General features: G+C 63.5%; 29 protein-coding genes. 16 read left to right on the plus strand and 13 right to left on the minus strand.

Annotated elements, in window-relative coordinates:
* Positions 1–94 precede the first annotated feature (94 nt).
* From A9X01_RS03600 to A9X01_RS03625, 6 genes are all read right to left on the minus strand, one after another.
* Complete coding sequence (locus A9X01_RS03600) at positions 95–724, minus strand: hypothetical protein (protein WP_436405226.1); 630 nt, start codon at positions 722–724, stop codon at positions 95–97.
* 26 nt (positions 725–750) lie between these two features.
* Entirely contained in the window at positions 751–1725 is a 975-nt protein-coding gene (locus A9X01_RS03605; RefSeq protein ID WP_065119324.1) for an Rv1363c family protein, read from the minus strand.
* 175 nt (positions 1726–1900) lie between these two features.
* Positions 1901–2359: a hypothetical protein gene (locus A9X01_RS03610; protein WP_172832439.1), complete on the minus strand. Its 459-nt coding sequence runs from the start codon at positions 2357–2359 to the stop codon at positions 1901–1903.
* Positions 2360–2484: 125 nt separating this feature from the next.
* Positions 2485–3864, minus strand: coding sequence for a cytochrome P450 (locus A9X01_RS03615; protein ID WP_065119325.1), 1380 nt, complete (start codon positions 3862–3864; stop codon positions 2485–2487).
* 20 nt (positions 3865–3884) lie between these two features.
* Positions 3885–4079 carry a ferredoxin gene (locus A9X01_RS03620; RefSeq protein WP_065119326.1) on the minus strand — a complete coding sequence of 65 codons (195 nt, stop codon included), beginning with the start codon at positions 4077–4079 and terminating at the stop codon, positions 3885–3887.
* A 15-nt stretch (positions 4080–4094) separates the two neighbouring features.
* Complete coding sequence (locus tag A9X01_RS03625; RefSeq protein WP_065119327.1) at positions 4095–4796, minus strand: SDR family NAD(P)-dependent oxidoreductase; 702 nt, start codon at positions 4794–4796, stop codon at positions 4095–4097.
* A 345-nt stretch (positions 4797–5141) separates the two neighbouring features.
* Here A9X01_RS03625 and A9X01_RS03630 point away from each other — a divergent pair, with 345 nt between their 5' ends.
* From A9X01_RS03630 to A9X01_RS03670, 9 genes are all read left to right on the plus strand, one after another.
* Positions 5142–6347: a CaiB/BaiF CoA transferase family protein gene (locus A9X01_RS03630; protein ID WP_065119328.1), complete on the plus strand. Its 1206-nt coding sequence runs from the start codon at positions 5142–5144 to the stop codon at positions 6345–6347.
* Positions 6348–6661: 314 nt separating this feature from the next.
* Positions 6662–7471 carry an MlaE family ABC transporter permease gene (locus A9X01_RS03635; protein WP_065119329.1) on the plus strand — a complete coding sequence of 270 codons (810 nt, stop codon included), beginning with the start codon at positions 6662–6664 and terminating at the stop codon, positions 7469–7471.
* A gap of 12 nt (positions 7472–7483) precedes the next feature.
* Positions 7484–8329, plus strand: a complete 846-nt coding sequence (locus A9X01_RS03640) for an MlaE family ABC transporter permease (RefSeq protein ID WP_065119330.1) — start codon at positions 7484–7486, stop codon at positions 8327–8329.
* Between the two features lie 21 nt (positions 8330–8350).
* Complete coding sequence (locus A9X01_RS03645) at positions 8351–9610, plus strand: MCE family protein (protein ID WP_065119331.1); 1260 nt, start codon at positions 8351–8353, stop codon at positions 9608–9610.
* Complete coding sequence (locus A9X01_RS03650; protein ID WP_065119332.1) at positions 9607–10629, plus strand: MCE family protein; 1023 nt, start codon at positions 9607–9609, stop codon at positions 10627–10629. Before A9X01_RS03645 ends, A9X01_RS03650 begins: the two co-directional genes overlap by 4 nt.
* A complete protein-coding gene (locus A9X01_RS03655; protein WP_065119344.1) occupies positions 10629–11747 on the plus strand; it encodes an MCE family protein in 1119 nt (372 codons plus the stop codon). The genes A9X01_RS03650 and A9X01_RS03655 overlap by 1 nt, the downstream gene beginning before the upstream one ends.
* Positions 11744–13177, plus strand: coding sequence for an MCE family protein (locus A9X01_RS03660; protein ID WP_065119333.1), 1434 nt, complete (start codon positions 11744–11746; stop codon positions 13175–13177). The genes A9X01_RS03655 and A9X01_RS03660 overlap by 4 nt, the downstream gene beginning before the upstream one ends.
* Positions 13174–14499, plus strand: coding sequence for an MCE family protein (locus tag A9X01_RS03665; RefSeq protein ID WP_081282193.1), 1326 nt, complete (start codon positions 13174–13176; stop codon positions 14497–14499). The genes A9X01_RS03660 and A9X01_RS03665 overlap by 4 nt, the downstream gene beginning before the upstream one ends.
* Positions 14500–16281 (plus strand): MCE family protein, encoded by a 1782-nt coding sequence (locus tag A9X01_RS03670; RefSeq protein ID WP_065119334.1) that lies wholly within the window; start codon positions 14500–14502, stop codon positions 16279–16281.
* Between the two features lie 65 nt (positions 16282–16346).
* On the opposite strand, the gene A9X01_RS03675 is transcribed toward A9X01_RS03670, so the two are convergent.
* The 3 genes from A9X01_RS03675 to A9X01_RS32145 all read right to left on the minus strand — a co-directional run bounded on the left by A9X01_RS03675 (position 16347) and on the right by A9X01_RS32145 (position 18081).
* Complete coding sequence (locus tag A9X01_RS03675) at positions 16347–16868, minus strand: Rv2253/PknI dimerization domain-containing protein (RefSeq protein WP_065119346.1); 522 nt, start codon at positions 16866–16868, stop codon at positions 16347–16349.
* A gap of 122 nt (positions 16869–16990) precedes the next feature.
* Positions 16991–17629 carry a hypothetical protein gene (locus A9X01_RS03680; protein ID WP_065119335.1) on the minus strand — a complete coding sequence of 213 codons (639 nt, stop codon included), beginning with the start codon at positions 17627–17629 and terminating at the stop codon, positions 16991–16993.
* Positions 17626–18081, minus strand: a complete 456-nt coding sequence (locus tag A9X01_RS32145; protein WP_436405225.1) for an Rv1363c family protein — start codon at positions 18079–18081, stop codon at positions 17626–17628. The genes A9X01_RS03680 and A9X01_RS32145 overlap by 4 nt, the downstream gene beginning before the upstream one ends.
* 602 nt (positions 18082–18683) lie before the next feature.
* On the opposite strand from A9X01_RS32145, the gene A9X01_RS03690 reads away from it, so the two are divergent.
* A complete protein-coding gene (locus A9X01_RS03690; protein WP_065119348.1) occupies positions 18684–19067 on the plus strand; it encodes a hypothetical protein in 384 nt (127 codons plus the stop codon).
* A 41-nt stretch (positions 19068–19108) separates the two neighbouring features.
* Here the strand turns inward: A9X01_RS03690 and A9X01_RS03695 are convergent, their stop codons facing one another.
* Positions 19109–19630 carry a TetR/AcrR family transcriptional regulator gene (locus A9X01_RS03695; RefSeq protein WP_065119349.1) on the minus strand — a complete coding sequence of 174 codons (522 nt, stop codon included), beginning with the start codon at positions 19628–19630 and terminating at the stop codon, positions 19109–19111.
* A 174-nt stretch (positions 19631–19804) separates the two neighbouring features.
* On the opposite strand from A9X01_RS03695, the gene A9X01_RS03700 reads away from it, so the two are divergent.
* From A9X01_RS03700 to A9X01_RS03715, 4 genes are read left to right on the plus strand one after another with little or no spacing between them, the layout of a single operon-like run.
* A complete protein-coding gene (locus A9X01_RS03700; protein ID WP_065119336.1) occupies positions 19805–20566 on the plus strand; it encodes a hypothetical protein in 762 nt (253 codons plus the stop codon).
* Positions 20563–21402, plus strand: a complete 840-nt coding sequence (locus A9X01_RS03705; RefSeq protein WP_065119337.1) for a hypothetical protein — start codon at positions 20563–20565, stop codon at positions 21400–21402. Before A9X01_RS03700 ends, A9X01_RS03705 begins: the two co-directional genes overlap by 4 nt.
* Positions 21399–21986: a cytochrome c oxidase subunit 3 family protein gene (locus A9X01_RS03710; protein ID WP_065119338.1), complete on the plus strand. Its 588-nt coding sequence runs from the start codon at positions 21399–21401 to the stop codon at positions 21984–21986. The genes A9X01_RS03705 and A9X01_RS03710 overlap by 4 nt, the downstream gene beginning before the upstream one ends.
* Positions 21983–22261, plus strand: coding sequence for a cytochrome C oxidase subunit IV family protein (locus tag A9X01_RS03715; RefSeq protein ID WP_065119339.1), 279 nt, complete (start codon positions 21983–21985; stop codon positions 22259–22261). The genes A9X01_RS03710 and A9X01_RS03715 overlap by 4 nt, the downstream gene beginning before the upstream one ends.
* Here A9X01_RS03715 and A9X01_RS03720 read toward each other — a convergent pair.
* The gene (locus A9X01_RS03720) at positions 22254–23555 is read right to left on the minus strand and encodes a cytochrome P450 (protein ID WP_065119340.1); all 1302 of its coding nucleotides are present in this window, start codon (positions 23553–23555) and stop codon (positions 22254–22256) included. The two genes, A9X01_RS03715 and A9X01_RS03720, sit on opposite strands and share 8 nt — an antisense overlap.
* A 206-nt stretch (positions 23556–23761) precedes the next feature.
* Here A9X01_RS03720 and A9X01_RS03725 point away from each other — a divergent pair, with 206 nt between their 5' ends.
* On the plus strand, positions 23762–24463 hold the full coding sequence (locus tag A9X01_RS03725) for a TetR/AcrR family transcriptional regulator (RefSeq protein ID WP_065119341.1): 702 nt from the start codon (positions 23762–23764) through the stop codon (positions 24461–24463).
* On the opposite strand, the gene A9X01_RS28735 is transcribed toward A9X01_RS03725, so the two are convergent.
* Positions 24379–24774 (minus strand): Rv2576c family protein, encoded by a 396-nt coding sequence (locus A9X01_RS28735; protein ID WP_081282195.1) that lies wholly within the window; start codon positions 24772–24774, stop codon positions 24379–24381. The two genes, A9X01_RS03725 and A9X01_RS28735, sit on opposite strands and share 85 nt — an antisense overlap.
* A 32-nt stretch (positions 24775–24806) precedes the next feature.
* Positions 24807–25556, minus strand: coding sequence for an enoyl-CoA hydratase/isomerase family protein (locus A9X01_RS03730; protein ID WP_065119350.1), 750 nt, complete (start codon positions 25554–25556; stop codon positions 24807–24809).
* A gap of 106 nt (positions 25557–25662) precedes the next feature.
* On the opposite strand from A9X01_RS03730, the gene A9X01_RS03735 reads away from it, so the two are divergent.
* A partial coding sequence (locus A9X01_RS03735) for a lipoprotein LpqH (protein WP_155771910.1) occupies positions 25663–25958 on the plus strand: 296 nt, incomplete at its 3' end.

The raw sequence follows: 25958 nt of genomic DNA on the forward strand, positions 1-25958 counted from the left end.
CGCCCCGGTGCGCCCGGGCGCCCCCCCCCCCCCCCCCCCGCCCCCCCCCCGCCCCGGGCGGGGGGGGGGGTTTCGCGTCTGCTCGCGCTAACTTCTAGACCGGGTCGAACTTGGTGATCAGCCAGTTGCCGTCGGAGCGGATCATGCTCACCAGGACGCTGCTGGCCGTCATGGCAGGCTCCGGCTTGTCCTTGCTCGTCGTGCTCTGGTCGACGTACACCAGGACCACCGCCGAATCCGGGTGCAACTCCGACACGGCGGCCCGTATCACGTGGGCGGTGGTTTTCAGCGACTTCTGCTTGGCCGCCGGGGCCACGATCTGCTCGGTGAACTGGTTGTAGTACGACAGGAAATCTCCGGACAGGTGCAACTTGGCATTGGCGAAGTCCTTGTCCAGCGACTCGGGAGAGTAGGAGAGCAGCGCGACCGTTCCTTCGGATGCTGCGCGGACGACGGTCTGGGCGACACTCGGGTCGGTCTGCCGGTTGGGCTGGTAGCGCGCGAAGTACAACCACGTCGCCACACCAGCGGATGCCAGCAACAGCACGACCAAGGCCACGGTCACGACGTTCACCTTGGCCAGCCTGGGAGACGGGTTGCGACGCTCGCGCCTCCTTGGTGCTTCGGAGTCATCAGCCGAGGGAGCCTCGGTCACCGATTCGGTGGCCTCATCTTCGGCGGCGTCCGGATCGTTGTCGACAACCTCTGCCGTCTCGGTTTCGATGTCGTCGGATACGCGGCTTTCCTTGGTCACGCTACGAACTCCAACTTCGACATCTTGTACTGTCCGCCTTCTTCGGTCACGGTCACCCGGAGCCGCCACACGCGTGGTTCATCCTTGGCGCCCGCGGCATTGGTGATCCGCGATGTCGCCGTGACCAATACCGATGCGGAATTGTCGTTCATGGATTCGACAGCCGTTGCGGTGATCGTTCCCTGGGTGACCACCTTGGACTGCTCGACGACTGTCACGAAATCCTTTGCACGCTGCTGGAAGTCGTCCCTGAATTCGCCGGTGGAGCTCTCGAGCAAGCGCTGGACGTCTTCCTTGGCCCTATTGAAATCCAAGGAGGTCATGTTGATCACGCCCTGCTTGGCCCCGGCGACGAAATTCGCGGCGCGCTGGTGTCGCTCGTTGGCGTCGTGTTCGTACCACAGCATGTATCCGCTCGCAGCGACAAAGGCACAGGTGAGGATGATCGCGGCCACTTTGAGAGTGGTTGACAGGGACGGCAACCAGCGTCGCCGCCGGGAGCGCTGGGATGACAGCGCTCCGGCTTCGACCCTCTCCTCCTCGCTCAGCGACTCGGATTCCTCGACCTCGTCGGCGTCCCCGACGACCTCGGTCTCGGCGTCAGCGGCCGCAGCCTCTGCGTCGGTGGTTTCGGCTTCGGGATCAACCGGCGCGACCTCGGTGGTCTCGGCATCGATAGCCTCCTCCTCGGCGCCAATGGTGTCGGCGGCCTCGGCCTCTTCCTCGGCGTCGGTGGTTTCGGCCGCGACCTCGGCCTCTTCCTCGGCGACGGTGGGTTCGGCCGCGGCCTCGACCGCGACCTCGGCCTTTGCCAGCATCTCGCGCCGGAGCCGGGCGGCCCGAGCCCGCGCCCGAGCCGCGGCAGCTAACGCCTCGGCTTCGGCGGCCTCCGCCTCGGCTTCCTCCAGCAACGCCATCGCGTCGGCTTTTGAGGTGGCCGAATCATCCGGCGGTGGTTTCGTCTCACTCATCGCGCTTCCCACCCGTCGCCCTCATCATCGTCTGCACCCCGGTGTCACTGGTATTGGCCATTCCTGCATCAGCATCGCTTGTCGAAAAGTGCGCATACACGGAGCGGCCGAACCGGGCGCGTGCGCGCACTGGGTCAGCACGGGATTTCGTCCCGGGAGACTGCGGAGTTCGCGGCTACCCCCATCGCACGAGCGTAAAGGGATAAGAGTCGGTTCCCCCCGGGCCGCCTCCGCAGCCGGTGTCGTAGGTGGTGACCAATTCACCGCTCAGCGAGACGGCATCCCACGAATAGACGTCATGTGAGGGGAAGAACTGGACCACACACCGCACGCCATCCGGCACATCGACTGCCATGGTGTAGCGGCCATTGGCGAGGTGGGCGTCTGCCTGCCACCACGCCGCTTGCCCGTTGGGTTGCGGTACCGATTGGACGGTCAGGCATCCCGGTTGGCGTGATATGCACGGCCGAATCGCCCACAGCCAGTTGTGGCCGCGATCCCGGTCGGTATTCGCCGTGTAGTTGCCAACCTGCATGTCGGCATGGGCGGTCGGCATAGGAGTCAGCGCGGACATGGCGATCAGAAGGGCGGGCGCAAGGGTCGCTGCGAGAGTCTTCACCGGTGCCTCTCCCATCTGCACTACACGCGCTCGAACTGAATATAGAGCGCGGTCACGCTGCACAGGCCTACTCTGAAAAATCGCGCCCGTCAACGGTCCCGCTTTCAGCTGGACAGCGAGACGCCGGACGCTGAGACGGCTCAATCGATGACCGCGGCTTCTTTGCGCTCGGTGACCGGCCGGGCCAATTCTTGCTCTTCGCAAATGCGTTGCAGCTTGTCCAGTGTCTCGTCCAAGCCGGCGCCGACCTTGCGGCCGGCGGTGAAAGTGGCCGGCAGATGGCGCATGCCTTGGATGACACCGATGCTTTCGTAGTGGACCGCGCCGTCGGGGTCGCAGCGGTAATCCGGCATCCGGTCCAAGACCGCGGTGAGCATCGACTTGAACACCGTTCGCGCCACGTTGGATCCGACGCAGCGGTGCACCCCTATGCCGAAGCTGAAGTGGCGGTTGCCTTTACGATCCAGGACGACCTTGTCTGGTTCGGCGAACACCGACGGGTCGCGATTGGCCATGGCCCACGAGATCCACAGTCGTTCGCCTTCTTTGAACTGGTACCCGTTGACTTCAACGTCGTCGGAGAATGTCCGGCCGTCACCGGGGGCCGGGGTAAAGAACCGCAAAAACTCCTCGGTCGCGGGGTCGAGCAACGTATCGAGGTTGTCGTGCAAGCGTTTTCGCTCGTCGGGGTGCTCCGAAAGCCATTCCAGTGAGTGGGCCGTCAATGCCGTCGTGGTGTCGAACCCGCCGCCGATAACCAGGCCCAGGTTGCCGAGGATCTCCAGATCCGGTGCCGGCTGGCCGTCGATCCGCATCTGCAGCAGTCCGTTGACGATGCCGGGTCGCGGGTTCTCGCGGATCTCGAGCATGTTGTTGACCATGTCAAGACCCATCTCCCGGTGCATCGCGGTGACGCGTTCGATGTCGGGGGAGTGCTCGGGGGTGTAGACGGCGGCATGTACGGGCTCGCTGTACATCTTCCACTTCTTGAGCGGGATGCCCAGCATCGCCAGGGTCAGCACGGCGGGAACGATGTTGGCCAGGTCGTCGACGAAATCGATGTGGCCGGACTCGATCTTCTCGTCCAGGCAGGCGCGGGTGACGTCGTCGACGAAGGGCACCCAGCGCTTGACCGCCGCCGGGGACAGATAAGGGTTCAAGACGGTGCGGTAGATGCGGTGCTCAGGGTCGTCCATCTCCAGGATGCCGCCCCGCACTCCGCTTACGCGGCTGGCCGTCGGGATCGAAATGCCTTTGTAGCCACGCCGTTCGCCGTGAATGTCATGGTCGTTGGAGACCGCCGGGCAGCGGGCGAGTTCGAATACCTCGTTGCTGCCGGCTGCAACCCAGTGCCCGCCGTAGGTGTCGGTCCATGCCATCGGGCACTTGGCGTGCATCTCCTCGGTGATCGACTTGAACTGCGACCGGTAGTCCGCGGAGTGCCGATCGAAGTGGTATCGGTTTTTCTTGCGATCATCCTCGGTGGTGGCCATGTCATCCACGCTGTCGTCCACACTCAAAGTGCTGTCTCCCTTGGCGTTCAGTCGGTCAGGATGATGGCCTGCTCCGGACAGGACTGGGCGGCTTCCCTTACCTGGTCAAGCTGATCCTCGGGTACCACTTCGCTGACCGCCGACGCGCTGCCGTCGAGTTCGCTGAGTTCAAACGAGTCCGGCGCGATCATCGAGCACAACGTGTGACCCTGGCAGCGTTCGGGATCGACCCAGACTTTCATCGCTTCTCTCCTTGCTCAGGTGTTCCGGCCGCCGTTGACCCCCAGGATCTGGCCGGTGATGTAGCCGGCCTCCTCGGAGATCAGAAAGGCACAAGCGGCGGCGATGTCTTCCGGCTTGCCGATCCGGCGGAGCGGCGTCCTGGCGATGTTCTGCTCGATGTCGCCGAGGAACCCGTTCGCCTCCGCGCTGCGCAGCATCGGCGTGTCGATGAAGCCCGGTGGTATCGCGTTGACGGTGATGCCGCTTGGCCCGTACTCGAGTGCCAACGACTTGGTGAGGCCGTTGACGGCGGATTTCGCCGCCACGTAGTGCGACATATATGGGGTGCCCGAATGGGTGCTCGACGACGAGATGTTGACGATCCGTCCCCACCCGGCTTCCAACATGTCCGGCAGTACCGCCTGGATGGTATGGAACACGCCGTGAAGGTTGACGTTGATGACCTTCTGCCAGTCCTCGAAGGTGATGTTGGTGAAGCGTTTGAAGCCGTCCAGGCCGGCGGCGTTGACGAGGATCGTCACCGGGCCCAGTCGGTCCCGGATTGCCGAGAGCGCGTCGTCCACCTGCGAGCGTTCGGTGACGTCGGCGGTGAAGCCCAACTCGTCCCCGGATGGTTTGAGATCGATCGCTGCGACGTTGAGACCATCGGCGCGCAGGCGTTTGACGATGGCCAGCCCGATACCGGATCCGCCACCCGTCACCACCGCGGTCTTCACTGTGCACCCTCGCGCAGCAGCCTCAAATGCCCTCGACCCGCCGCCGTCTCGGCCACAAAGAATCTCCCTTGCATTTATGAGAATCGTACTCTCAGGCCGAAGGCGGCTGCAAGCGGCTCAGAATACCCCGCCTACCAGGTTTTTGACGTGTGTTGAGTGTCCCGCTAAGCGACCGCTCAGCTGTTTAAAGGCCCGATCGCGTCTCGTCACTTTCTTGAGTTCTTGTCCTCCGAATGTAAGATTCGCCAAGGATGAGAATGAAATTTTCGTGACCGACGCCACGCCGGTATCAGTCAGGTCGACACCCGAGGGGCTCACCATGTCAGCGCAGCAGACGGCGTCCGCATGAAACCGCTGGAAGGCTTGCGGGTGCTAGAAGTGGCCATGTACGGCTTCGTGCCGTCGGCCGGCGCCGTCCTCGCCGAGTGGGGCGCCGACGTGGTCAAGGTCGAGCACGCGGTCACCGGGGACCCGCAGCGCGGACTGCGCCAGACCGGAATGCTGCGCGTCGAGGGTGACCCCAACCCCAACATCGAGCACGCCAATCGCGGCAAGCGCAGCATCGGCCTGGACATGTCGGTGCCTGAAGGCCAGGAAGTGCTCTATGAGCTCGCCCGCCGATCCGATGTGTTTCTGACCAGCTTCCTGCCGGAGCATCGGCAGAAGTTCGGCATCGACGTCGAGCACATTCGCGCGGTCAACCCGACCATCATCTACGCCCGCGGTAGTGCACTCGGTCCGCGAGGTGCAGAGTCCGTCAAGGGCGGCTATGACATGACCGCGTTCTGGTGCCGGGCCGGGACCGCCGCCACCATTACCCCGATGGGCTACGACGGCATGATCAATCCGCCCGGGCCCGCGTACGGCGACACCATCTCGGGCACCAACCTCGCCGGGGGCATCGCGGCGGCACTGCTCAAACGCGAGCGCACCGGTGAACCGTCGGTCGTCGATGTGTCGCTGCTGGGCAGCGGGCTGTGGTCGCTGGGGCACACCGTCGCGCTGACGAATCATCTCGGCCAGCTGATGATGTCGCCGCCGCCCGGCATCCACGGCTCGCCGGTCAACCCGTTGGTGGGCGTGTACCCGACCGCCGACAACCGCTACATATCCCTGGTCATGATGCAGCCCACCAAGTTCTGGGCCGACGTATGCCAACACATTGACCGCCCGGAACTGGCAGACGACCCGCGCTTTGCCGATGCCGAAAAGATCGCCGCGAATACGGCAGAAGCGGTTGAGATCTTGACCAAAGTCATTGCCACTCGCACCCTTGCCGAGTGGAGCGAACGCTTCGCGACGCTCGCGGGTCCTTGGGCCCCGGTGCAAGACACGCTGCAAGCCGCCGCCGACCCGCAGATTCGGGCGAACGAATACATTGTGCGCGCAGGCGAACTCGAACTGGTGGCCAACCCGGTGCAATTCGACGTCGCCGCACCGCAGACCGGTCCGGCGCCTGGATTTGCCGAGCAGACCGATGAGATCCTGCTGGAACTCGGACTCGACTGGGATCGCATCATCGAACTGAAGACTGCTGGTGCGGTTACCTAGCGATGCCCCAGATGCTCCATCCCTCTACTGGTTTCCCGTGTCGCTCGCCGCGACTTTTGAGACCCCTGTTCTCGGATAACGGTTGTTCGTTTTCCATTCACACCGGACGTGATATGAGTCATAATCGCCAAACGCTCCAAGACATGGAGGCTCGGGAGCCAACGTGGCTGGAGGCGCCAACTCACGCAACAGAATGGAGGAGTGGCGTGAGTAGGAAGGTCATTTGGAAACCGAGCTACGGCAATGGTTTAAGCAGTTCGTATAACTGGCTGCGAGATGTCTAGCGCTTACGAAGCCGACAGGGGTTGACGCCGATGTCGAAAGGGGGCAGCGATCGCTGGTCGCCGGGCGTAGCGTTGCCCAGCAGCCTGGCCGGGCCGATGCAGGCGGTCGGCGCGTTGTTCGCGATGACACGGGACGCGGTGAGGTTCCTGTTCCGCCGGCCCTTTCAGGGCCGAGAGTTCATTGAACAGTCGTGGTTTGTCGCCCGCGTTTCGCTGGCGCCGACATTGTTGGTGGCCATCCCGTTCACCGTCCTGGTCAGCTTCATCCTGAACATCCTGTTGCGCGAACTGGGCGCCGCGGACTTGTCCGGTGCCGGTGCGGCTTTCGGGGCCGTCACTCAAGTGGGGCCACTGGTCACGGTGCTGATCGTCGCCGGCGCGGGAGCCACGGCGATGTGCGCGGACTTGGGTTCGCGGACCATCCGCGAAGAGATTGACGCGATGGAAGTACTGGGCATCAACCCGGTGCAACGGTTGGTGACGCCACGAATGCTGGCCTCCGGACTGGTCGCGTTGCTGCTGAACAGTCTGGTGGTGATCATCGGCGTCTTAGGCGGCTACATCTTTTCGGTCTTCGTCCAAGACGTCAATCCTGGCGCGTTCGCCGCGGGCATCACGCTGTTGACCGGCGTGCCCGAAGTCATCATTTCGTGTGTCAAGGCAGCGCTTTTCGGTTTGATCGCAGGTGTCGTGGCTTGTTACCGAGGGCTGTCGATCACCGGTGGCGGCGCCAAGGCCGTCGGCAACGCCGTCAACGAAACCGTCGTGTACGCGTTCATGTCCCTGTTCGTCGTGAATGTGGTCGTCACCGCCATAGGCATCAAAATGTCGGGGAAGTAGAGGCACGCAGAGGTGGCGCTGAGGGCCGTATACCCGCGATTCTCAAGGCAACTGGACAAGCCGGTGGCTTTGATGGGGCGTCTCGGCGACCACACCATGTTCTACGGCAAGGCTCTGGCCGCCATTCCTTTTGCCGCCACTCGTTATCGGCGCGAAGTCATCCGTCTCATCGCCGAAATCAGTATGGGCGCAGGAACGTTGGCGATGATCGGCGGAACTGTGGTGATCGTCGGATTCCTGACGCTGGCGACGGGCGGCACGCTGGCCGTCCAGGGGTACAGCTCGCTGGGCAACATTGGCATCGAGGCGCTGACCGGCTTCCTTTCCGCTTTCATCAATGTGCGTATCGCTGCGCCGGTGGTTGCCGGAATCGGTCTGGCGGCAACGTTCGGCGCCGGCGTGACCGCGCAATTGGGTGCCATGCGAATCAACGAAGAGGTCGATGCGCTGGAATCCATGGCGATCCGGCCGGTCGCGTACCTGGTGAGCACCAGGATCTTGGCCGGCATGATGGCGATCACCCCGTTGTACGCCATTGCGGTGGCGTTGTCCTTCGTGGCCAGCCAGTTCACGACCGTGTTTCTGCTCGGCCAGTCAGCGGGCTTGTATAACCACTACTTCGACACCTTTTTGAACCCGTACGACTTGTTGTGGTCGTTCCTGCAGGCCACTCTGATGGCGCTGACCATCCTGCTGATCCACACCTACTACGGGTATTTCGCTTCGGGTGGGCCATCCGGTGTCGGTATCGCAACCGGCAACGCGGTCCGCACCTCGCTGATCGTGGTGGTATCGGTAACCCTGCTGGTATCACTATCGGTCTACGGCGCCAACGGCAACTTCAATCTGTCTGGATAGGAATGGTGGGGAGGTGAAGAGGTGACCACGCGGGTACCGGCCGGTCGCGGCGCGCCGAGCGCGCGCGGTCGGGCGCACGGTTCGGGCCGGCGAAAGCCACGTACCTATGCCCGTCCGTTACTGGGTGTGGTCACCATCCTGGTGATTGCCGGGATAATCACTTTCGCGATAACGCTATTCCAGGGTGGACTCACCGAATCGGTACCGGTGACGGTGGTGTCGCAACGCGCCGGCCTGGTCATGAACCCGGATGCGCGGGTCACCTTACGCGGCGTACCGGTGGGCAAGGTCGACTCGATCGAGTCGCTGCCGGACGGCAAGGCTGCCATCCATTTGGCGATGTTCCCATCGTCACTGAAATACATTCCCGCCAACGTGTTGGTCGACATCGCGTCGTCGACGGTGTTCGGCGCCAAGTCCGTCCAACTGATAGAACCCGCTGAGCCCTCGGCCCAGCGGCTACATGCGGGCCAGCGGCTGACCGGCCAGCACGTCATGGTCGAAATCAACACCGTGTTCCAGCAACTGGTTTCGGTGCTGGACCAGATCGACCCGGCGAAGCTCAACGAGTCATTGGGCGCGCTCGCCAAAGCATTCAGCGGACGTGGCGCACAACTCGGTCAGTCGTTGAGCGACCTGGATTCGTTTCTGGCCAGGCTGGAACCGAGCCTTCCCGCGTTGAATCATGACCTCGCGGTGTTACCGGTGGTGTCCAATGCCTATGCCGATGCGTCGCCGGATCTCGTGCGGACCGTGTCCAACGCAAATCGGATCAGCAAGACGATCGTCGACGAGCAACACAACCTGGATGCATTGCTGATCAGTGCAATTGGTCTTGCCGACATCGGCAACGACGTCTTGTCGACGAACCGTCAGCCGCTGACGAATGTATTGCACCTGTTGGTGCCGACGACCGACCTGACCAGCGAGTACCACGAGGTGTTCACGTGCGCACTCGGCGGGCTCGTCCGGATAGCGCACGGTCCGCCGTTGTCGGAACCGAGCATCAACATCACCGCGAGTCTCACGTGGGGCGGCGAACGCTATCGGTACCCGGCGAACTTGCCCAAGGTGGCGGCGACGGGTGGTCCGCGGTGCCTGGGCCTGCCGCAGCTGCCGTTCAACACCCCTCCGCCGCAACTTATTACCGACATTGGTGCTAACCCGGTGGTATACGGAAACCAGCAGCTACTGATCAACTCCGATCTCCTCAAACAGCTGTTGTATGGACCGATTCAGGGCCCACCGCGCAACCCCGCCCAGATCGGACAACCCGGATGAGGACGCGCGCAACGCTGATCAAGTTCGCGATCTTCGCGGCAGTGATGACGGTGCTCACCGCCTGTCTGTTCTTCATCTTCGGCCAGTACCAGACGGGTTCGACGACCGGCTACTCGGCTGTTTTCAATGATGTTTCGCGTCTCAAAGTCGGGCAGACGGTGCGGGTCGCCGGGATCCGGGTGGGCACCGTCAGCGACATCACGTTGCGCCCGGACAAGAAAGTCGTGGTGGAATTCGACGCCGACCGCGACATCGTCCTTACCGAGGGCACCAGGGCGGCCGTCCGCTACCTCAATCTGGTCGGCGATCGCTACCTGGAGCTGATCGACGGCCCGGGCCCGACCAAGCGCCTGGCCGCCGGCGCCCAGATTCCTGTTGACCGCACCGCGCCGGCGCTCGACCTCGATCTTCTGCTCGGGGGACTGAAACCCGTTATCCAAGGGCTGAATGCGCAGGACGTCAACACGCTGACCTCGGCGTTGTTGCAGGTCTTCCAGGGACAGGGCGGAACTCTGGACTCACTGTTCGCCAAGACGACATCGTTCTCGAACACCTTGGCGGACAACGACGAAACCGTGCAGCAGTTGATCGACAACCTCAACACCGTGGTCGCCACGATTTCCAAGGACGGCACCAAATTCTCCGGCGCGGTCGATCGCCTGGAGCGGCTTGTCAGCGGGCTTTCGGATGACCGAAACACCATCGGCGCCGCCATCGAGGCTTTGGACAACGGAACCGCCTCGCTGGCCGATCTTTTGAGCAGTGCGCGACCGTCGCTGTCCGGCACCATAGACCAGTTGAGCCGGCTGGCGCCGATACTCGATGACGATCGGGACCGCCTCGAAGCCGCGATCGGAAGGGCGCCAAAGAACTATCGCAAACTGGTCCGACTCGGAGTGGCCGGCGCCACGATCCCCTACTACCTGTGCCAGTTGGAGATTCGCGGCACGGATCTTCAGGGCAAGACGGTGATATCCCCGTTCTTCAGGTCCGAAGCTGGAAGGTGCACGGAACCCTGATGCTGAAGTATCGCGGAGCTGAACTCATCAAGGCCGGATTCATCGGCGCGATCTTGATCGTGCTGGTCATCCTGGTGGGCCTAGCGCCGGACCGGTTGACCTCATGGGCGACCGCTGTCCGATACCAGGCGCTGTTTTCCGAAGCCGGTGGCCTCGCGCCGGGCAATCCCGTGACGGTGTCCGGGATCAAAGTCGGCACGGTGTCGGATGTGTCATTGCGCAACGGCGACGCCTTGGTGACGTTCGCGGTGAAGGGCAATATCCTGCTCGGATCGGAGACCACGGCGCACATCCGCACCGACACGCTATTGGGCGCGCGAATGCTGGCGCTGGATTCCGCCGGCAGCGGCAATATGCATCCGAATGCTGTAATCCCCACCTCTCGCACTTCCTCGCCCTACTCGTTGACGGAAGCGGTCAGCGAATTAACCACGAACACCAGCGAAACCAGCACCGCGACGTTGAATCAGTCGTTGGACACGCTGGCGGCGACGCTCGACCAGATCGCGCCCAAGTTGGGGCCGGCCTTCGACTCGCTCACCCGGTTATCGCGAACCCTCAACGGCCGCAACAAGAGCCTGGGTGAGTTGTTCAAGAGTGCCAGCGATGTCACCGGGGTGCTGTCCGAACGCAGCCAGCAGGTCAACAAGCTGATTCTCAACGCAGACGACCTGCTCCAAGTCTTGGTGGCGCGCCGACAAGAGATCGTGGACCTGCTGGCCAACACGTCGGCGGTGGCGAAGCAGCTGACGGCGCTGGTACACGAGAACGAAAGCAAATTGGCGCCGACGCTGGAGCGACTGAATTCGGTGACCGCGATGCTGCAACGGAACCGTGACAACATCAGTAAAGCGTTGCCGGGTCTGGCGAAATTTCAGATCACCGTCGGTGAGGCCATCTCCAGCATGTATGCCTACTCGGCGTTCGTCCCGAACCTCCTGCAGCCGCCACTGTTCCAGCCGTTCCTCGACTACCTCTGGGGATTCCGCAACTTCGACACAGGCCGCGGTCCCGGCTTCCCCTCGACGGTTCCTCGGTCGCTGTTCCCCTGGCCGTACAACGGCATGCCGGAGTGCCCCAACTGCACGCTGGGCGGCCGGGTCGGAGGATCGCAATGATTTCTCGGATCTCCCGCGTCCCGCGCAAGAGGCTGGTGGTCGTCGTCGCGGTTGTCCTGGTGGGGCTGATCGTTGCCGGTGCTGGCATGGTCATCCGGAATACGTTCTTTGCTCCCAAGACGATTACGGCATACTTCACTACCGCCACGGCGATCTACCCCAGTGACGAGGTGCGGGTGTCGGGGGTCAAAGTCGGCACCATCAAGTCCATAGTTCCGCAGGGGTCACAAACCAAGATGACCCTCGAGATCAACCACGGCGTGCCCATTCCGGCGGACGCGAAAGCGGTCATTGTCGCGTCGAACCTGGTGGCCGCCCGCTACGTGCAACTCACCCCCGCTTACCGGACCAGCGGCGCAGTAATGGCGGACGGCGCGGTAATCCCGGTCAATCGCACCGCCGTACCCGTCGAGTGGGACGAAGTGAAAACCCAATTGATGCGGCTGGCAACGGATTTGGGACCCCGCAGCGGTGTATCGGGCACTTCGGTGGGCCGGTTCATCGACAGCGCCGCCAACGCGCTCGAGGGCAACGGCGACAAGCTGCGGCAGGCGCTGGCCCAATTGTCCGGAGTGGGCCGGATACTGGCCAACGGCAGCGGCAACATCGTCGACATCATCAAAAACCTGCAGACCTTCGTGACCGCGTTGCGGGACAGCAACACCCAGATCGTGCAATTCAACGACCGCCTGGCCACGCTCAGCAGTGTGGTCAACGACAGCAAATCTGAGCTGGACGCGGCGCTGACGGATTTGTCGGCGGCGGTGGGCGAGGTGCAGCGGTTCATCGCCGGCTCTCGCGACCAGACCAGCGAGCAAGTTGCCCGGTTGGCCGACGTCACGCAGGTCCTGGTGGATCAGCACATGGCCCTGGAGAACATTTTGCACGGTGCGCCGAACGCGCTGGGCAATTTCTTCAACGACTACAATGCCGACACCGGAACCATCGTGGGCGGGTTCGGGCTGATGAACTTCGCCAATCCCACGTTCTCGGGTCTGATGATTCCGTTGCCGATTCCGGGCTGCACCCAAATCGGCGCCCTCGAGAACGTCACCTCCACCGAGTCGGGCAAGCTGTGCTCCCTGTTTCTAGGTCCCGGGTTGCGGCTGCTCAACTTCAACAGTCTGCCGATCCCCATCAATATCTTCATCCAGAAGTCGGTGGACCCCTCGAAGATCCTCTACACCGAACCGCGCCTGGCGCCCGGCGGCGAGGGCCCGAAGCCCGGACCACCGGAGATCCCCCCCGCGGTGTCGGCCTACACGGGTCTGCCGGGTGATCCTGTCGGAGCGCCGGGGGCCGAGCCGCCACCGCGGATACCGGGCCTGGCGATGCCGTTCCCGCCTCCGCCGTCGACACCTATGCAAGCGCCACCGCCACCGCCGGGTGTGTCGGGCATGCTGCTGCCTGCCGAAGGGCCGGGCCAATGATGGCCCGGGGTCGAGCCCGCCGGGTGTTCGCCATCGGTGGTTGCGTGGTGCTGACGGCGACCGGGTGCGCATTCCACGGCCTGAATTCGCTACCGCTGCCCGGCGCCGTCGGACGCGGCCCCGGGGCCGTCATCTACCACGTCGAAGTCCCGAATGTCGGCACGATGGAGTCGAATTCGCCGGTGATGATCAACGACGTCGTGGTCGGCAGCGTCGGCGCGATGAAGGTGAAGGGCTGGCACGCCGACGTCGAGATTTCCGTGAACCGCGACGTCGTTGTCCCGGCCAATGTGGTGGCGAGTGTCGGTCAGACCAGCCTGTTGGGATCGATGCATCTTGAGCTCAATCCACCGCTCGGCCAAACGGGCAGTGGACGGCTGCAGCCGGGAGCAACCATCCCGCTGGCCCGGTCATCGGCCTACCCGTCGACCGAGCAGACGCTGTCGTCGCTGGGCGCCGTTGTCAACGGCGGGGGGCTGGGACAGATCGGGGAGGTCATCCACAATTTCTCCGCCGCCGTGTCAGGGCGTGCCGGCACCTTGCGCGATCTCCTTACCCGCCTGGACACCTTCGTCGGAACACTTGACCAACAGCGGAACAACATCGTGGACTCCATCGAAGCGCTGAACCGGCTTACCGCCACATTCGCCGGGCAACGCGAGGTTCTCAGCGAGGCGCTGCGCAAGGTACCGCCCGCGCTCGACGTACTGATCAGGGAGCGGCCACGACTGACGACCGCGCTGGACAAGCTGCGCGCCTTCAGCAACACCGCCACCCGGCTGATCAATGACAGCCAGGCCGACCTGGTCAAGAATCTGCAGAACTTGGAGCCGACCATCCGTGCGCTCGCCGACGTCGGGCCGGAGCTCGGCACGGCGATCGCGGCGGGTTTCGTGTTCCCGTTCACCCAGAACTTCGTCGACCGCGCGGTGCGAGGCGATTACTTCAATCTCCATGTGCAGCTGGACCTTACGATTCCGCGGCTCAAGCGGGGACTGTTGTTGGGGACCCGCTTCGGGCAGTTGGACCAGCCGTTGGTGCCGATGCCGGGGGAGCCGTACTACTTGAGGTACACACTCGATCCGTTGCATTCCCCAGTGCGGCCGCCGTGGATCGATCCCGATGCCCTTCCCCTGCCTCCGCTGCCAGGACCGCCGCCATATCAGGCGTCGTTGCCGGGGCCTCTTCCAGGTGCCGCGCAGTTGCCCGGGCCTCCGCCGGGTGCCGCGCAGTTGCCCGGGCCTCCGCCATCTGTGGCGCCACCTGTGGCACCGGTGCCAAATCCGGGTCCCGGTCCATTGCCGGTGGAAGGTGACGGATAGATGCTGACCCGCTTCGTTCGGATCCAGCTGGCGATATTTTCGATCGTCGGGACCGTTGGCGTGATCGCGATGGTGCTCTACTACATTCAAGCGCCGATGTTGCTGGGCATCGGCCGGATCACGGTGACGCTGGAGTTGCCGGCGGCCGGGGGCCTGTACCGGTTCTCCAACGTCACCTACCGCGGGGTTCAACTGGGCAAGGTCACGGCGGTGGAGTTGACGCCGACCGGCGCGAAAGCGACGCTGTCGCTTGCGACTTCACCCAAGGTCCCCGCGGACCTCTCGCCGTGTCCAGAGCGTCCTGGCCCGCCTAATCAGTGCGGTGCGCATGTGCTCAGTGTCTCTGCGGTGGGTGAACAGTACGTGGACCTACGGCCCAGAACCGATTCGGGGCCGTACCTGCACGACGGGTCGGTGATCGCGGTGCGCGACACGACAATTCCGCAGCCGGTCGGGCCGATGCTGGAGCAGGTCAATGCCTTGGTGACCAGCATCCCGAAGACCAAACTCGGTCAATTGCTTGACGAGACCTTCCGCGGTTTCAACGGATCCGGTTACGATCTCGGGTCGCTGTTCGATTCCACGACGACACTGTCGCGCGACGCCAACGGCGTCGTCGATCGCACCAAGACCCTCACCGAAGACACTGGGCCACTACTGGATTCGCAAGCACGCACCACCGATTCGATTCGACAGTGGGCGCGGGGTCTGGCGGGGATCTCGGACGTTCTGGCCAACGACGATGCAAAGTTTCGCACCCTGCTGCGAGACGGTCCTGAAGCGGCCAACGAGGCGTCCCGGCTCTTCAGTCAACTCAAACCGACGCTGCCGGTGTTGCTGGCCAATCTGACCACCATCGGGCAGATCGGCATCACCTACCACCCGTCACTGGAGCAGTTGCTGGTGTTGCTGCCCTCGGCGGTCGCTATCGAGCAAGCGGCTGGACCGGCATCCCATCCGGAAGGTTCGGCCCAAGGCGACTTCGCGCTGACGATCGACGATCCGCCCATTTGCACGGTCGGTTTCATACCGCAGAGCCAGTGGCGATCCCCGGACGATCTCAGCGACATCGACACACCGGATGGGTTGTATTGCAAACTGCCGCAGGATTCCCCGCTTTCGGTTCGCGGCGCCCGCAACTATCCGTGCATGGGCCATCCGGGCAAGCGCGCGCCTACCGTCGAGATCTGCAACAGCGACCAGCCGTTCATGCCGCTGTCGATGCGCCAGCACGTTCTCGGTCCTTCCCCGATCGATCCGAACCTGATCGCCCAGGGCATCCCGCCCGATGACCGGGTCAACCCAAACGCCAGGATCTTTGCCCCGGTCGAGGGAACACCGCTGCCGCCGGGAGCGGTGCCGCGCGGCACACCGCCGGGGCCGCGGGGTGAAACCGCGCCACCGGGCACAGTGGGTGCCGCTGCTCCACCGGAACCGTCGTCAAGGCCGATGTGGGCCCCTTCGTCGCAGATGTCGTTCGACCTTCCGCCGATAGCGCCACTCGATGTCCCGTTGCCGGAGGAGCTTCCGTCACCGCCTGCCCCGCCTGCACCGCCTCCTCCGTCGGAAGTCGCTCCACCCGACGCGGGCGCCGGTGCAGGCGGACAAATGGCGCCAAGTTCGTTCGGCAATGGCGCCGGCAAGTGGACGCCGTCGATCGCGATCGCCCACTACGACCCGCATACGGGCCGATATGTCGGTCCGGACGGAAAGCTCTACGAGCAAGCGGATCTCGCGCCCGCGAAGGCGCCCAAGACCTGGCGGGACATGATTCCCAGTTAGGTGGGGATCGCAACAGTTGAGGGCGGCGCGTGGGTCGCCGCCGTGAACTGACTAAGGGTGTGCGATCAGGCTAGCCGGTCCAACCGCAGCGGCATCGCAATGTCCAGCCACTGGTTCTGCCCGCAGGCGCCGCTCGGCCCGAACGTCTTGTCCTTCCCGGCCATGACCGGCGACCCGAGTTTGTATTCGCCATTGGTGTCTACTGGATAGAAGTAGTAGGTCTGCTCCCCGGTGAACGCGGTGCCATCCTCGCAGTGCTCCCAATTGGGCACATTGCGCCTGACCTTCCACATCATCCCGTCGTTCATGTATAAAGGCGCGCTCCAGCCCTGATCGCTGGTCACCGTGCCGTGGCATTCCTGGAACGTTATGCAGGACGAGCTGATGGTCCAGGTTTGGTAAACCGTTGGCTCGCCGTGGTACTGATCATTGGTCTGGGCCCAATCTCCGATCGAGGTGACGCGAAATGTGCCGTTTACGGCCACTTCTTCCTTGGTCGTTGCCCCGGCCGTGGCCGCTGTGCCCAATCCGCCGAATCCGGTGGCAGCCATCAGGGTTGCGGCGGCAAGTATTCGAGCTGGACGCATCAGGTGCTCCTCGACGCGCAATAAATGACCGACAACGTTCGGCCCATTTTCGGCTTTCTGAAACGAGATTAACACCGCTGCAGTCCCGAAAAAATGCCGTTTGGAGTTAAAGATCGCCGCGCTCACCCAACGGGATCGAAGTTTGCGATCAGCCACGAACCGTTGACCTTCGTCAGCCTGACCAGGATGCTGCTATGGGCCTCAATGGGTTCCGGCTTTCGCTTGCTTGTGGTCGTCTGGTTGACGAACACCAGCACGCCGGCCGAATCGGGATGTAAATCCGAAATGGCGGCCCGAATCACCTTGGCGTTGGTCGCCAGTTGTCCCTGCATGGCCCCCGCCGCGATCTGTTCACTGAACTTGCTGTAGTAAGCCAGGAAATTACCGGTCAGACGCGACCTCGCCGCGGCGAAATCGCGGTCAAGGGTGTCGAAGGAGTAGGAGAGCAGCGCCACCGCGCCGTCCGAAGCGGCCTGGACCGCTTGATGTGCAGCGGCATCGCTCATCTGCTGATCCGGACGGTACTGAACGAAGTACAAGCCGGCGGCGGCGCCGATGGTGGCAACGACCAACGCCGTCGCGAGTATTGAACGCCACTTGGCCAAGCACCGGCGAGTCCATCGACCGAAGGCCTTCAGCCGGGTGGAGCGTGCCGGCCGCCGTGGCGCGCGGGGTGCGTCCGTCTCGTCGGGAGCCGGGGCTGCCGTGCTGTCGTCGTGCTCTCCCGCGGTGTCGACCGACGAGTCCTGTTCAACATTCATTGCAGGAATTCGACTTTCGACATCTTGAACTGACCGCCGTCGCGGATGAGTTCCATGCTGAGCCGCCACAGTTGCGGCGGTCGTTTCTTGTTATCGGCTTCGGTCACTTCGGATTTCGCCACGATGAGCGCAACCGCGGAACTTTCGTTCGCCGATTGGATGGCAACCGCCTCAACATTCACTTTGGTGACGGTTTTCGACTCTTGGGCCTGCTCGACCATAAGACTTGACATCGCAGAGATTTGCTCTTTGAGCGGGCTGGCTGACGCGTCGATGATGCCCTGGATGTCGTCCTTGGCGTGGTTGGCGTCTATCGACATGAGCGTAGTGACTGCCTGCCTGGCCGCCACGGCATAGTCCTGGGAGAGCTGCCGTTTGTGCGTGATGATGTGGTGCTGCTGCACCATGTAGCCGATGGCGCCGAGTGAGATCGCGGCAAGCACGGTGCCCACGCCAACTGCTACCGCGGTGCGCCACGAGCGGCGGCGCCGCCTCGTTCGCCGGGAGCGCCCCAGCCCCGATGACCGTGCCCGAGTCCATATCGGGCGGCGCCGCTTAACCTCTCGAGGTGTGTCGGCGTCTTGCGAGGCCGCGTCGTCGTCGTCCTCGCCGTCTTTAGAGGCCTCGATCTCCGCGACCCGACGCAGCTGGGCGACGCGTGCGCGAGCTGCCTCAGCCTGTGCTTCCGCCTTCGCCACTTCATCTTCTAAGTCCGCCTCTGACACAGCGTCAGCGCCAGAGCCGATCATTGACTCAGCGCGCGGTTCGTGGGGATCGCTTGCACCCTCGGGGGCCTCACCTTGGTCGGCGTCAGGCCCGTCCGGATCGTGCACGGAGAACGAGCCTATCACTCTGGCATAGGCTCAACGTCGTTACTGGGCAGCTGCCTTCGAGGTCCACAATGCGGAAATGCGCCGGCACCGGGGGTCGGCGGGCGGGGCGTTTCGGGTCGGGCCCGACGTCAGCGGGCGGCCGCGTCGCGATGTTCTCCGACCAGGAGAATTCGCTTTTCAGAAGCTTTCTGGTGTGGCAAAGTTATGCTGTGCGATCCATCGTGGCGTTGTTTGCTGCGTTGCTCGGCGTCGGCCTGCTGGCCGCGCCACCATCCTCCGCGGGGCCGACGGTCTGCGACTATCCCGAGTGCACCCCCGGCATCATGGGGCATCAGGTTCTGGGCACTCCGTGTGACAACACGACCTATTACGCCTTCGGGACCGACAGCATGCCCACCTCGCCAGAATCTGGGCGACTGATGTTCTGCGGCTCCCCGAGAAGGTACGAGCCGCGATGGTTCCGGTCACCTCCGATGGCGGGCGTCAAGGAAGAGGGCGCCGAGTGCCACCAATGGCTGAACTACGTCGCGCAGGCGCCCGACGGACTGTTCCTCATCTGTATAGCCCACGACACGGTAACGACCTGGGTGCGCGCCGACACATAGCCTCTCCACGCCGGGCAGTCGCCGATGCCGCGGCACGGTATTCAGGCCGGCCCGGTCGCACCGATCAGCCGATGGATGACGCGACGCAGTTGGGAACGCAGCGTCTCGTCGTCGACATCTGCGACCAACGGGTGCATGACGCCGACCGCGATGGCGCCCGAAAGCACCGCTGCCGACACCCGCGCGTCCTCCGACGTGTCGTCGACCAGCACGCCGTACAGCCGCGCGATGAACTGCTGAAACTCTTCCTGCTCGGCGAGCAGCCGCACAATGACCGGATCGAATTGAAGGGTGCTCGCCGCGCCGCGACGCTCAACAGCCAGGTCAATGACCCGACCCAGCAGCACCTCTCGCGCCCGCGGAAAATCGTCATGGGCCTCGGCGGCCTCCAGCGCCTCCTCGAGACCGCCCAACTCGCGCTCCGTGAGGGCAACGACGATCTGTTCCTTGGTCTTGAACTGGTGATAAACGGCTGCCTTCGTGACTCCGATGGCGTCGGCGATCATCTGCAGCGAGGTTCCGCCGACACCGTGCTCCGCGATCAATTTCAGCGCCGCGTCCAGGACACGCGTCTGCGCGGCACTACGTGTGATGAAACGGAACCGGCTGCGGGTCTGACTCCCAGCCTGATTTGACGACACACCGAGAGCCTAGCCGATCGGCTATTGACCGTCCCTAGCCGAACGGCTACTTTCGGGTCACGGGCTGAGCGATCACGCCACCGGAGGGAGTTGCTGATGTCCGAGGCCGCCGTCGCACGCGATTCACCGAGACGAATCGACGGCGAGCTGATCCTGCTGTGGACACTGCCCGTGACCGTAGCCATCTGGATCGCCGCATTCTTCTTGTTCCCGGGATTCAGCCCGCCCATGTCGCCCACCATGACCGCGGAGCAGGTTGCGGCGTTCTATCGCGATCCGGCGCACACTCCCCAAATCCGCTACAGCATGGTGCTTTTCAACTGGTTCGGGGTGTGCCTGATTCCGATTCTGGCGCTGATCGCGATGCAGATACGCAGGATGGCGCATCGCACGCCGATCTTCTCCTACGCGATGCTGGGTTGTGCCGCGGGCGGGCCCACCCTGTTTCTGATCGCCGATGTCTGCTGGCTGCTGGCCGCATTCCGCCCGGAACGCAGCGCTGAATTGACGCAGCTGCTCAACGATTTCGCCTGGGTCACGTTCACCGTGGTGGTCCCCTTTTTGATCGGGCAGAGCCTAATTCTCGCGGCGGCAATCTATCTCGACGATCAGCCGCGGCCGATATTCAGCCGCTGGGTGGCTCATTTCAACCTGCTGGTTGCGGCAGCCCTTGTGCCGGCGGCGTTCGTCGGCGTCTCGTTGACCGGCCCGCTCGCGTGGGACGGCGTGTTGTCGTTCTGGTTGAAAAACATCGCGATTGGTGTCTGGGTCATCGTGATGGGCTTCGTATTGGGCCGGGCGGTATATCAAGAGCGCGCCGAGATGCACCGTTCCACAACAGGACTGGACGGCGCATGAGCACGCTGACGACTCCGCCGGATTCCGGGGCCCCACTGGATTCCACGTCTGTCTCAGGGCCTCCCACCGGTGGCTTGCATCGGCGGGTCGCCTGGCACCTGCGGCACAACCCCAAGCGTGAGCTGTGGCTGGCCTGGTGGACGCTCGTCGTCTTCTACAACCTGTTCTTTCCGATGGTCTTCGTATTGGCGCGAGCCCAGCCGCCGCCGCAACCGACCTGGGACATCGCGACGCAGACGCACTGGTTTACCGAACGCCACCTCGGGATACCGATCGGTTTGGGCGTCGTGTTCGCAATCACCGGTATGACCGCCGTGAACAATGCCCTCATTGCCTATTCGATGCGTCGCATGTCGGTCAGCCCCATTTTCGGATATTCGTATCTGCTCATCTACTCGTTCAGTGCGGTGCCCGGCCTCCTGCTGCTGTGCATCGCGTTGGTCGTCGGGACGCTACGGCCCGAGCGGGATCCTCAGGTGATGGGTTGGCTCTATGACTTCGCCTTCCTGTCTTTCGACGGAACCATGGGTGTATTCCTGATCGGGTCGTTGCTCTGGATGGTCGCGATCCTGATCGACAAGAATCGAGTCTTCCCAAAGTGGTTCGGCTATCTGAACTTGTGCAATGCGCTGACCGAGGTTGTGGTGGCGCCCTGCTGGATCTTCCGCCGTGGCGTCCTGGCCTGGAACGGCCAGATCGCCTGGTGGCTGGACATGGTCGTGTTCGGCATCTACCAGGTCACATTCGTTGTCATGCTCTTCAAGATGATCCGGCGGGAAGACTTCGGTACGGGGATACTGCCCGACGGCCCTGCCAAACGGTTGATCGCGTCATGACCGACCTCGCCGACAAAAACAAGGACGCGCCCTTCGTGCCGGGTCAGCCGGACATGTGGGCCTTCGTATTGTTCGAAACGTTGATCTTCACCGGTTATTTCGGCTTCTACCTGTTCTACCGCACCCGAAGCCCCGAGCTGTTCCTGCACTCGCAGGCGCACTTGGACCTGCGTATCGGCGTCGTCAACACCCTCGTCTTGCTGTTGAGTTCCTGGTCGGTGGCGCGCTGCGTTCAGTCGTCCCGCGCCGGCGCCTATCGGGAAGCCCTCAGGGATGTACTCATCACCGCCGCATTCGCCGCAGTATTTCTGTGCTGCAAAGTGTTTGAGTGGGTTCGGTTGGTCGGTGAGGGACATGGGCCGGACAGCGACGACTTCTTCGCGTATTACTTCTTCCTGACCGGCATACATTTCATTCACCTGCTGATCGGTTTCGTTGTCCTCGGCATCATCGTGTATCGACTCCGAGGGGCACGTCGCGGATCTCAGGAATCCCAGGTGCTCGTAGAAACCTGCGCAACATATTGGCACACAGTCGATTTCCTCTGGGTGCTCATCTTTGCGTTGCTGTACGCGGTGAGGTGAGGGTGAAGTTCAACAAGAGGCTACTGGTTGCCTGGGTGGTGCTGGCCACCCTTACGGTCGGTTACCTGGTGGTCGACCGGTCGGCGACCAGCGCCAGTGTGATTGTGACATCAAGCGTGATCGTCATCGCACTCATCAAGGTGCGCATCATCTTTCGCGAGTTCATGGAAGTCCGGCAGGCGCCCGCACTGCTGTGCCGGCTCACCGACGCCTGGGTGCTGCTGATCGCGGCCGGCTTGTTCGGCAGCTACTTCGTCGGCCTGGCGATCAACTGAGCGGGCGTCCGGGCGGGGGGTCCTGTGGCGTGAACGTGAGGTGCAAATTGTTGAGCCCGCGCAGAATATAGGTGGGCTCATACAACCAGCGGCGTGCGCCGGCCGGACCGTGTTCGGTCTCGTCGGCTGCGATGTCGGCCATTCGGTCCAGGATGCGTTCGATGGAGACGCGGCCCTCCACGCGGGCGAGCGGGCCACCCGGGCAGGAGTGCACCCCGCGCGCAAAAGCCATGTGCTCGCGCACGTTCTTGCGGTCCAGGCGGAATTCGTGCGGATTCTCGAAGCGGCGGGGGTCGCGGTTGGCTGCGCCTGGAAGCACCATCACCACCGTCCCGGCCGGAATATCCACTCCGCCAACCTGAGTGGTGCGGCGGGCCAGTCGCGAGTCGCTCTTGACGGGACTCTCCATGCGCAACGATTCCTCGATGAACCCGGGAATCAGGCTTCGGTCGTCGCGGAGCTGTTGCTGGATGTCGGGACGGTCGCCGATCACCTGCAGCGCGGCACTGAGCAGCTTGGCCGTCGTCTCCTGGCCGGCGGCGAACAGGAACGTGGCCGATCGGACCACGTCGATGACCTCCGGCGTCGACCCGTCCGGATACTTGGCCGTCGCCAGAGCGGTCAGGACATCCTCGCGCGGGTGGGCGCGGCGATCCTCGATGTAGGCGGAGAACTTGTCGTCAAGCCATTCCAGTGGATTCACGCCAACCGACTCGTGGTCCAGCGCCCCGACGCGCCCCGGGCGGTCGGCACCCAACACGACCCGGAACTCCTTGTGGTCCTCCTCCGGGACGCCCAGCAGATCGGCAATCACCAACGTGGCGAACGGCTTTGAATACTCGCTGATGAACTCGCACTTGCCGTTGACCAGAAATTCGTCGAGCTGGCGGTCGGCGAGGCGCCACATGAACTCCTCGTTCTGCTTGAGCCGGCTCGGCGTCAGCAGCCTGCTCAGGATCGATCGCGCCCGGCTGTGGTCGGGCGGATCCATCGTGACCATGTGCTCGAACATCGGGAAACAGTGTCGGTGCTCGTCGATCTGGTGATTGATGTCGTCGCCATCGGGCTGAAACGGCAGTGGCGGGAAGGGCCCGCCGAGCGCCACGCAGTTCGAGAAGGAGTCGGTGTCCTTGTAGACCGCCGTCGCCTCTTCGTAGCCGGTGACTGCGACGACCCCATAGTGGGGTAGCCGCAGGACCGGACCCTGGTTGCGCAGATAGTCGAAGTACTCATAGGGGTCGGGTACCAGCGACGGGTCGGTGAAGAAGTCAATGGTGTCGTAGGTGCTGCTCATCGTGCATTCCTCCCGAAGCCGGCCCCAAAATTGTGTCGCCAAATGGTCAGTCGGCGACGAGAGCTGGCGTCGCCCGAAATAGAAAGTCTGCTGAGCACCTGCTTAGCATGACGGTATTGTCGTGGTCAAGATCACGCGGCCGGCCCGATGCCAGTGGCTACGATCGGCCTGACCGCCAGGGGAACGCAGAGAGCACGGGGTATGGAATGACATCGGCCCGCAGGATCGGGGCGCCGGACGCGAAGAATCGCGGCTTGCTGCTCGACGCGGCCGAACAGCTGATGATCGAAGAGGGCTACGCCGCGGTGACGTCGCGCCGGCTGGCTCAGAAGGCCGGACTCAAGCCTCAGCTGGTGCATTACTACTTCCGGAAAATGGAGGAGCTTTTCCTGGCGGTTTTTCGGCGGCGGGCCGAGGAGGGGTTGCTTGCGCAGGCGCAGCTGCTGCAGTCGCCGCAGCCGTTGTGGGCGCTGTGGAGGTTCGGCACCGATCCCGCCTTCACCCGCATCTCGATGGAGTTCATGGCGCTGGCCAATCACCGCAAGGAGATGCGAGCCGAAATTGCCCACTACGCCGAACGTTTCCGCGAGGAACAACGCCACGTGGTGGCCGAGGCGCTGCGTCGTTATGAGGTGGACACCGACTTCGTCCCGCCGGTGGTGTTCACCGTGCTGATGACCAGCTTGTCCCGCTTCTTGGTGCTCGAGCAGGCTTTGGGGGTATCCGGCGGTCACCCCGAGACGCTGGAGTTTGTCGAGAGTCAGCTGCGCCGGCTGGAGGGGGAACCGCAGCCGATTGCGGACGTCCCGCCGACCTGGGTGGTTCACCAGTTCCGGATGGAGCAGAGCACGCCCCTGGGCCCGTCCTTGGACACGACGACGGCTCCATCCACCGACAGATCGCAGTGAAACTCCGGCGTGCCGGGCTCGGTGCCGGTGTTGACGACGACCATCGCCCAATACTCGGGTCTCGCTAGGTTCAGTTCGTAGCTCCACGGTTTGTCCGGGGCGATGTCGGCCTGGACGTTGGGTGTGAAGCGGTAGGGATCGTGGCTGTAATCGGCGAAAATGGCCGGCTCTTGATCGATGTAATAGATGTTGGCGTAAATCGGATTCTTCGCCGTGATGGTGTATTTGACGTGATGCATGATCGGGTCATCGGCGCGTGCCACTCCAGTGCTCACCGTCGGGGCCGCCCCACCTGCCAAGACAGCGACCATGATCGCCGAGCCTGCACACACCAACCTGTGCATCACGTCGCTCCTCGAGCGTCTGGGCGCGGACGAGCCGTGCGGTTCGTTACCTGCTCTGCGGCCCGCCAGTGCGCGTCGGCGACCCAGAGCCGCGCAAAGGATGCTATCGCCTCATCGGGCGAGACTCCCCTGATTACGCGCTTTATTTCGGTTGTCGGCTGACGGGCCAGCGACCTTGCGATCGATCGCCAGCCCTCGTCGAATGATGAGCGGGGCAGCACTCGATCCACCAGGCCGATCCGCTCGGCCTCGACGGCGTCAAGGGCAGTCCCGCTGCCCGCCAGGAGCAGCGCCCGGCCCTTTCCCACGAGTGCGGCCAGGCGTTCGGCTCCGCCCCACGCCGGCATGATTTCCAACGCCACCTGGTTGAAGGCAATCTTGATGTCGTCGGCGGCCACCCGAATGTCGGCGGCCACGGCGACTTCGGCACCGCCCCCGAAGGCGTGGCCGTTCAGCGCGGCGACCACCGGAGCCGGGAAGTCGGCAAGCTGATCGCAAATCGAGCGCATCCGTTTGGCCATCGCCGAGGCGTCCTCCTCGGTGCGAAGCGCGCTGAGCTCTTTCAGGTCGCCGCCCGATACGAAAGCCCGGTCACCGGCGCCCGTGATGACCAGCGTCCGGGCGCCCGCGGCCGCATCGAGCGCTTCTTCCAGCTGCTGCATGGTGTCGAGAGCAATTGCGTTGCGCGCGTGGGGGCGATCGATGGTGAGGACCGCGACGCCCGACTCGTCGACCTCCAGGCCCACCATGCGCATTGCTCCTTGGCTGAAGACACCTGATATTGGCATTCTCTAAATGGGAGAATAACATCATCGCTGCAGGCCGAATCACTTCCGAAGAAGGATGGAGGGTTCGATGCGTCGCCCTATCGCGGCTGCCGTTGCGATGCTCGGCGCCGGCGCTCTGGCGGCTTGCACGTCACCACCGCAGACCCCGCTCGCCAGCACGGCATCGGTCACGGTCAATGGGGTCAAGGCGACGTTCGATGTCGTGAAGTGCACCCAGGTGCAGTGGTACCGAACGATCCACATTGGCCACAAACTTTCCGGGGCCACCGTCGTCGTGGACGGGCGTGGGGCCAAGGCAGTGGCCGAGTCCGCCCGCATAAACAATGTGGGTGGCTTCGACGGCATGTACTCGCAAGGCGCCGG

The organism is Mycobacterium asiaticum, from assembly GCF_001668675.1.
In the GTDB taxonomy this organism is placed as follows: Bacteria; Actinomycetota; Actinomycetes; order Mycobacteriales; family Mycobacteriaceae; genus Mycobacterium; species Mycobacterium asiaticum_D.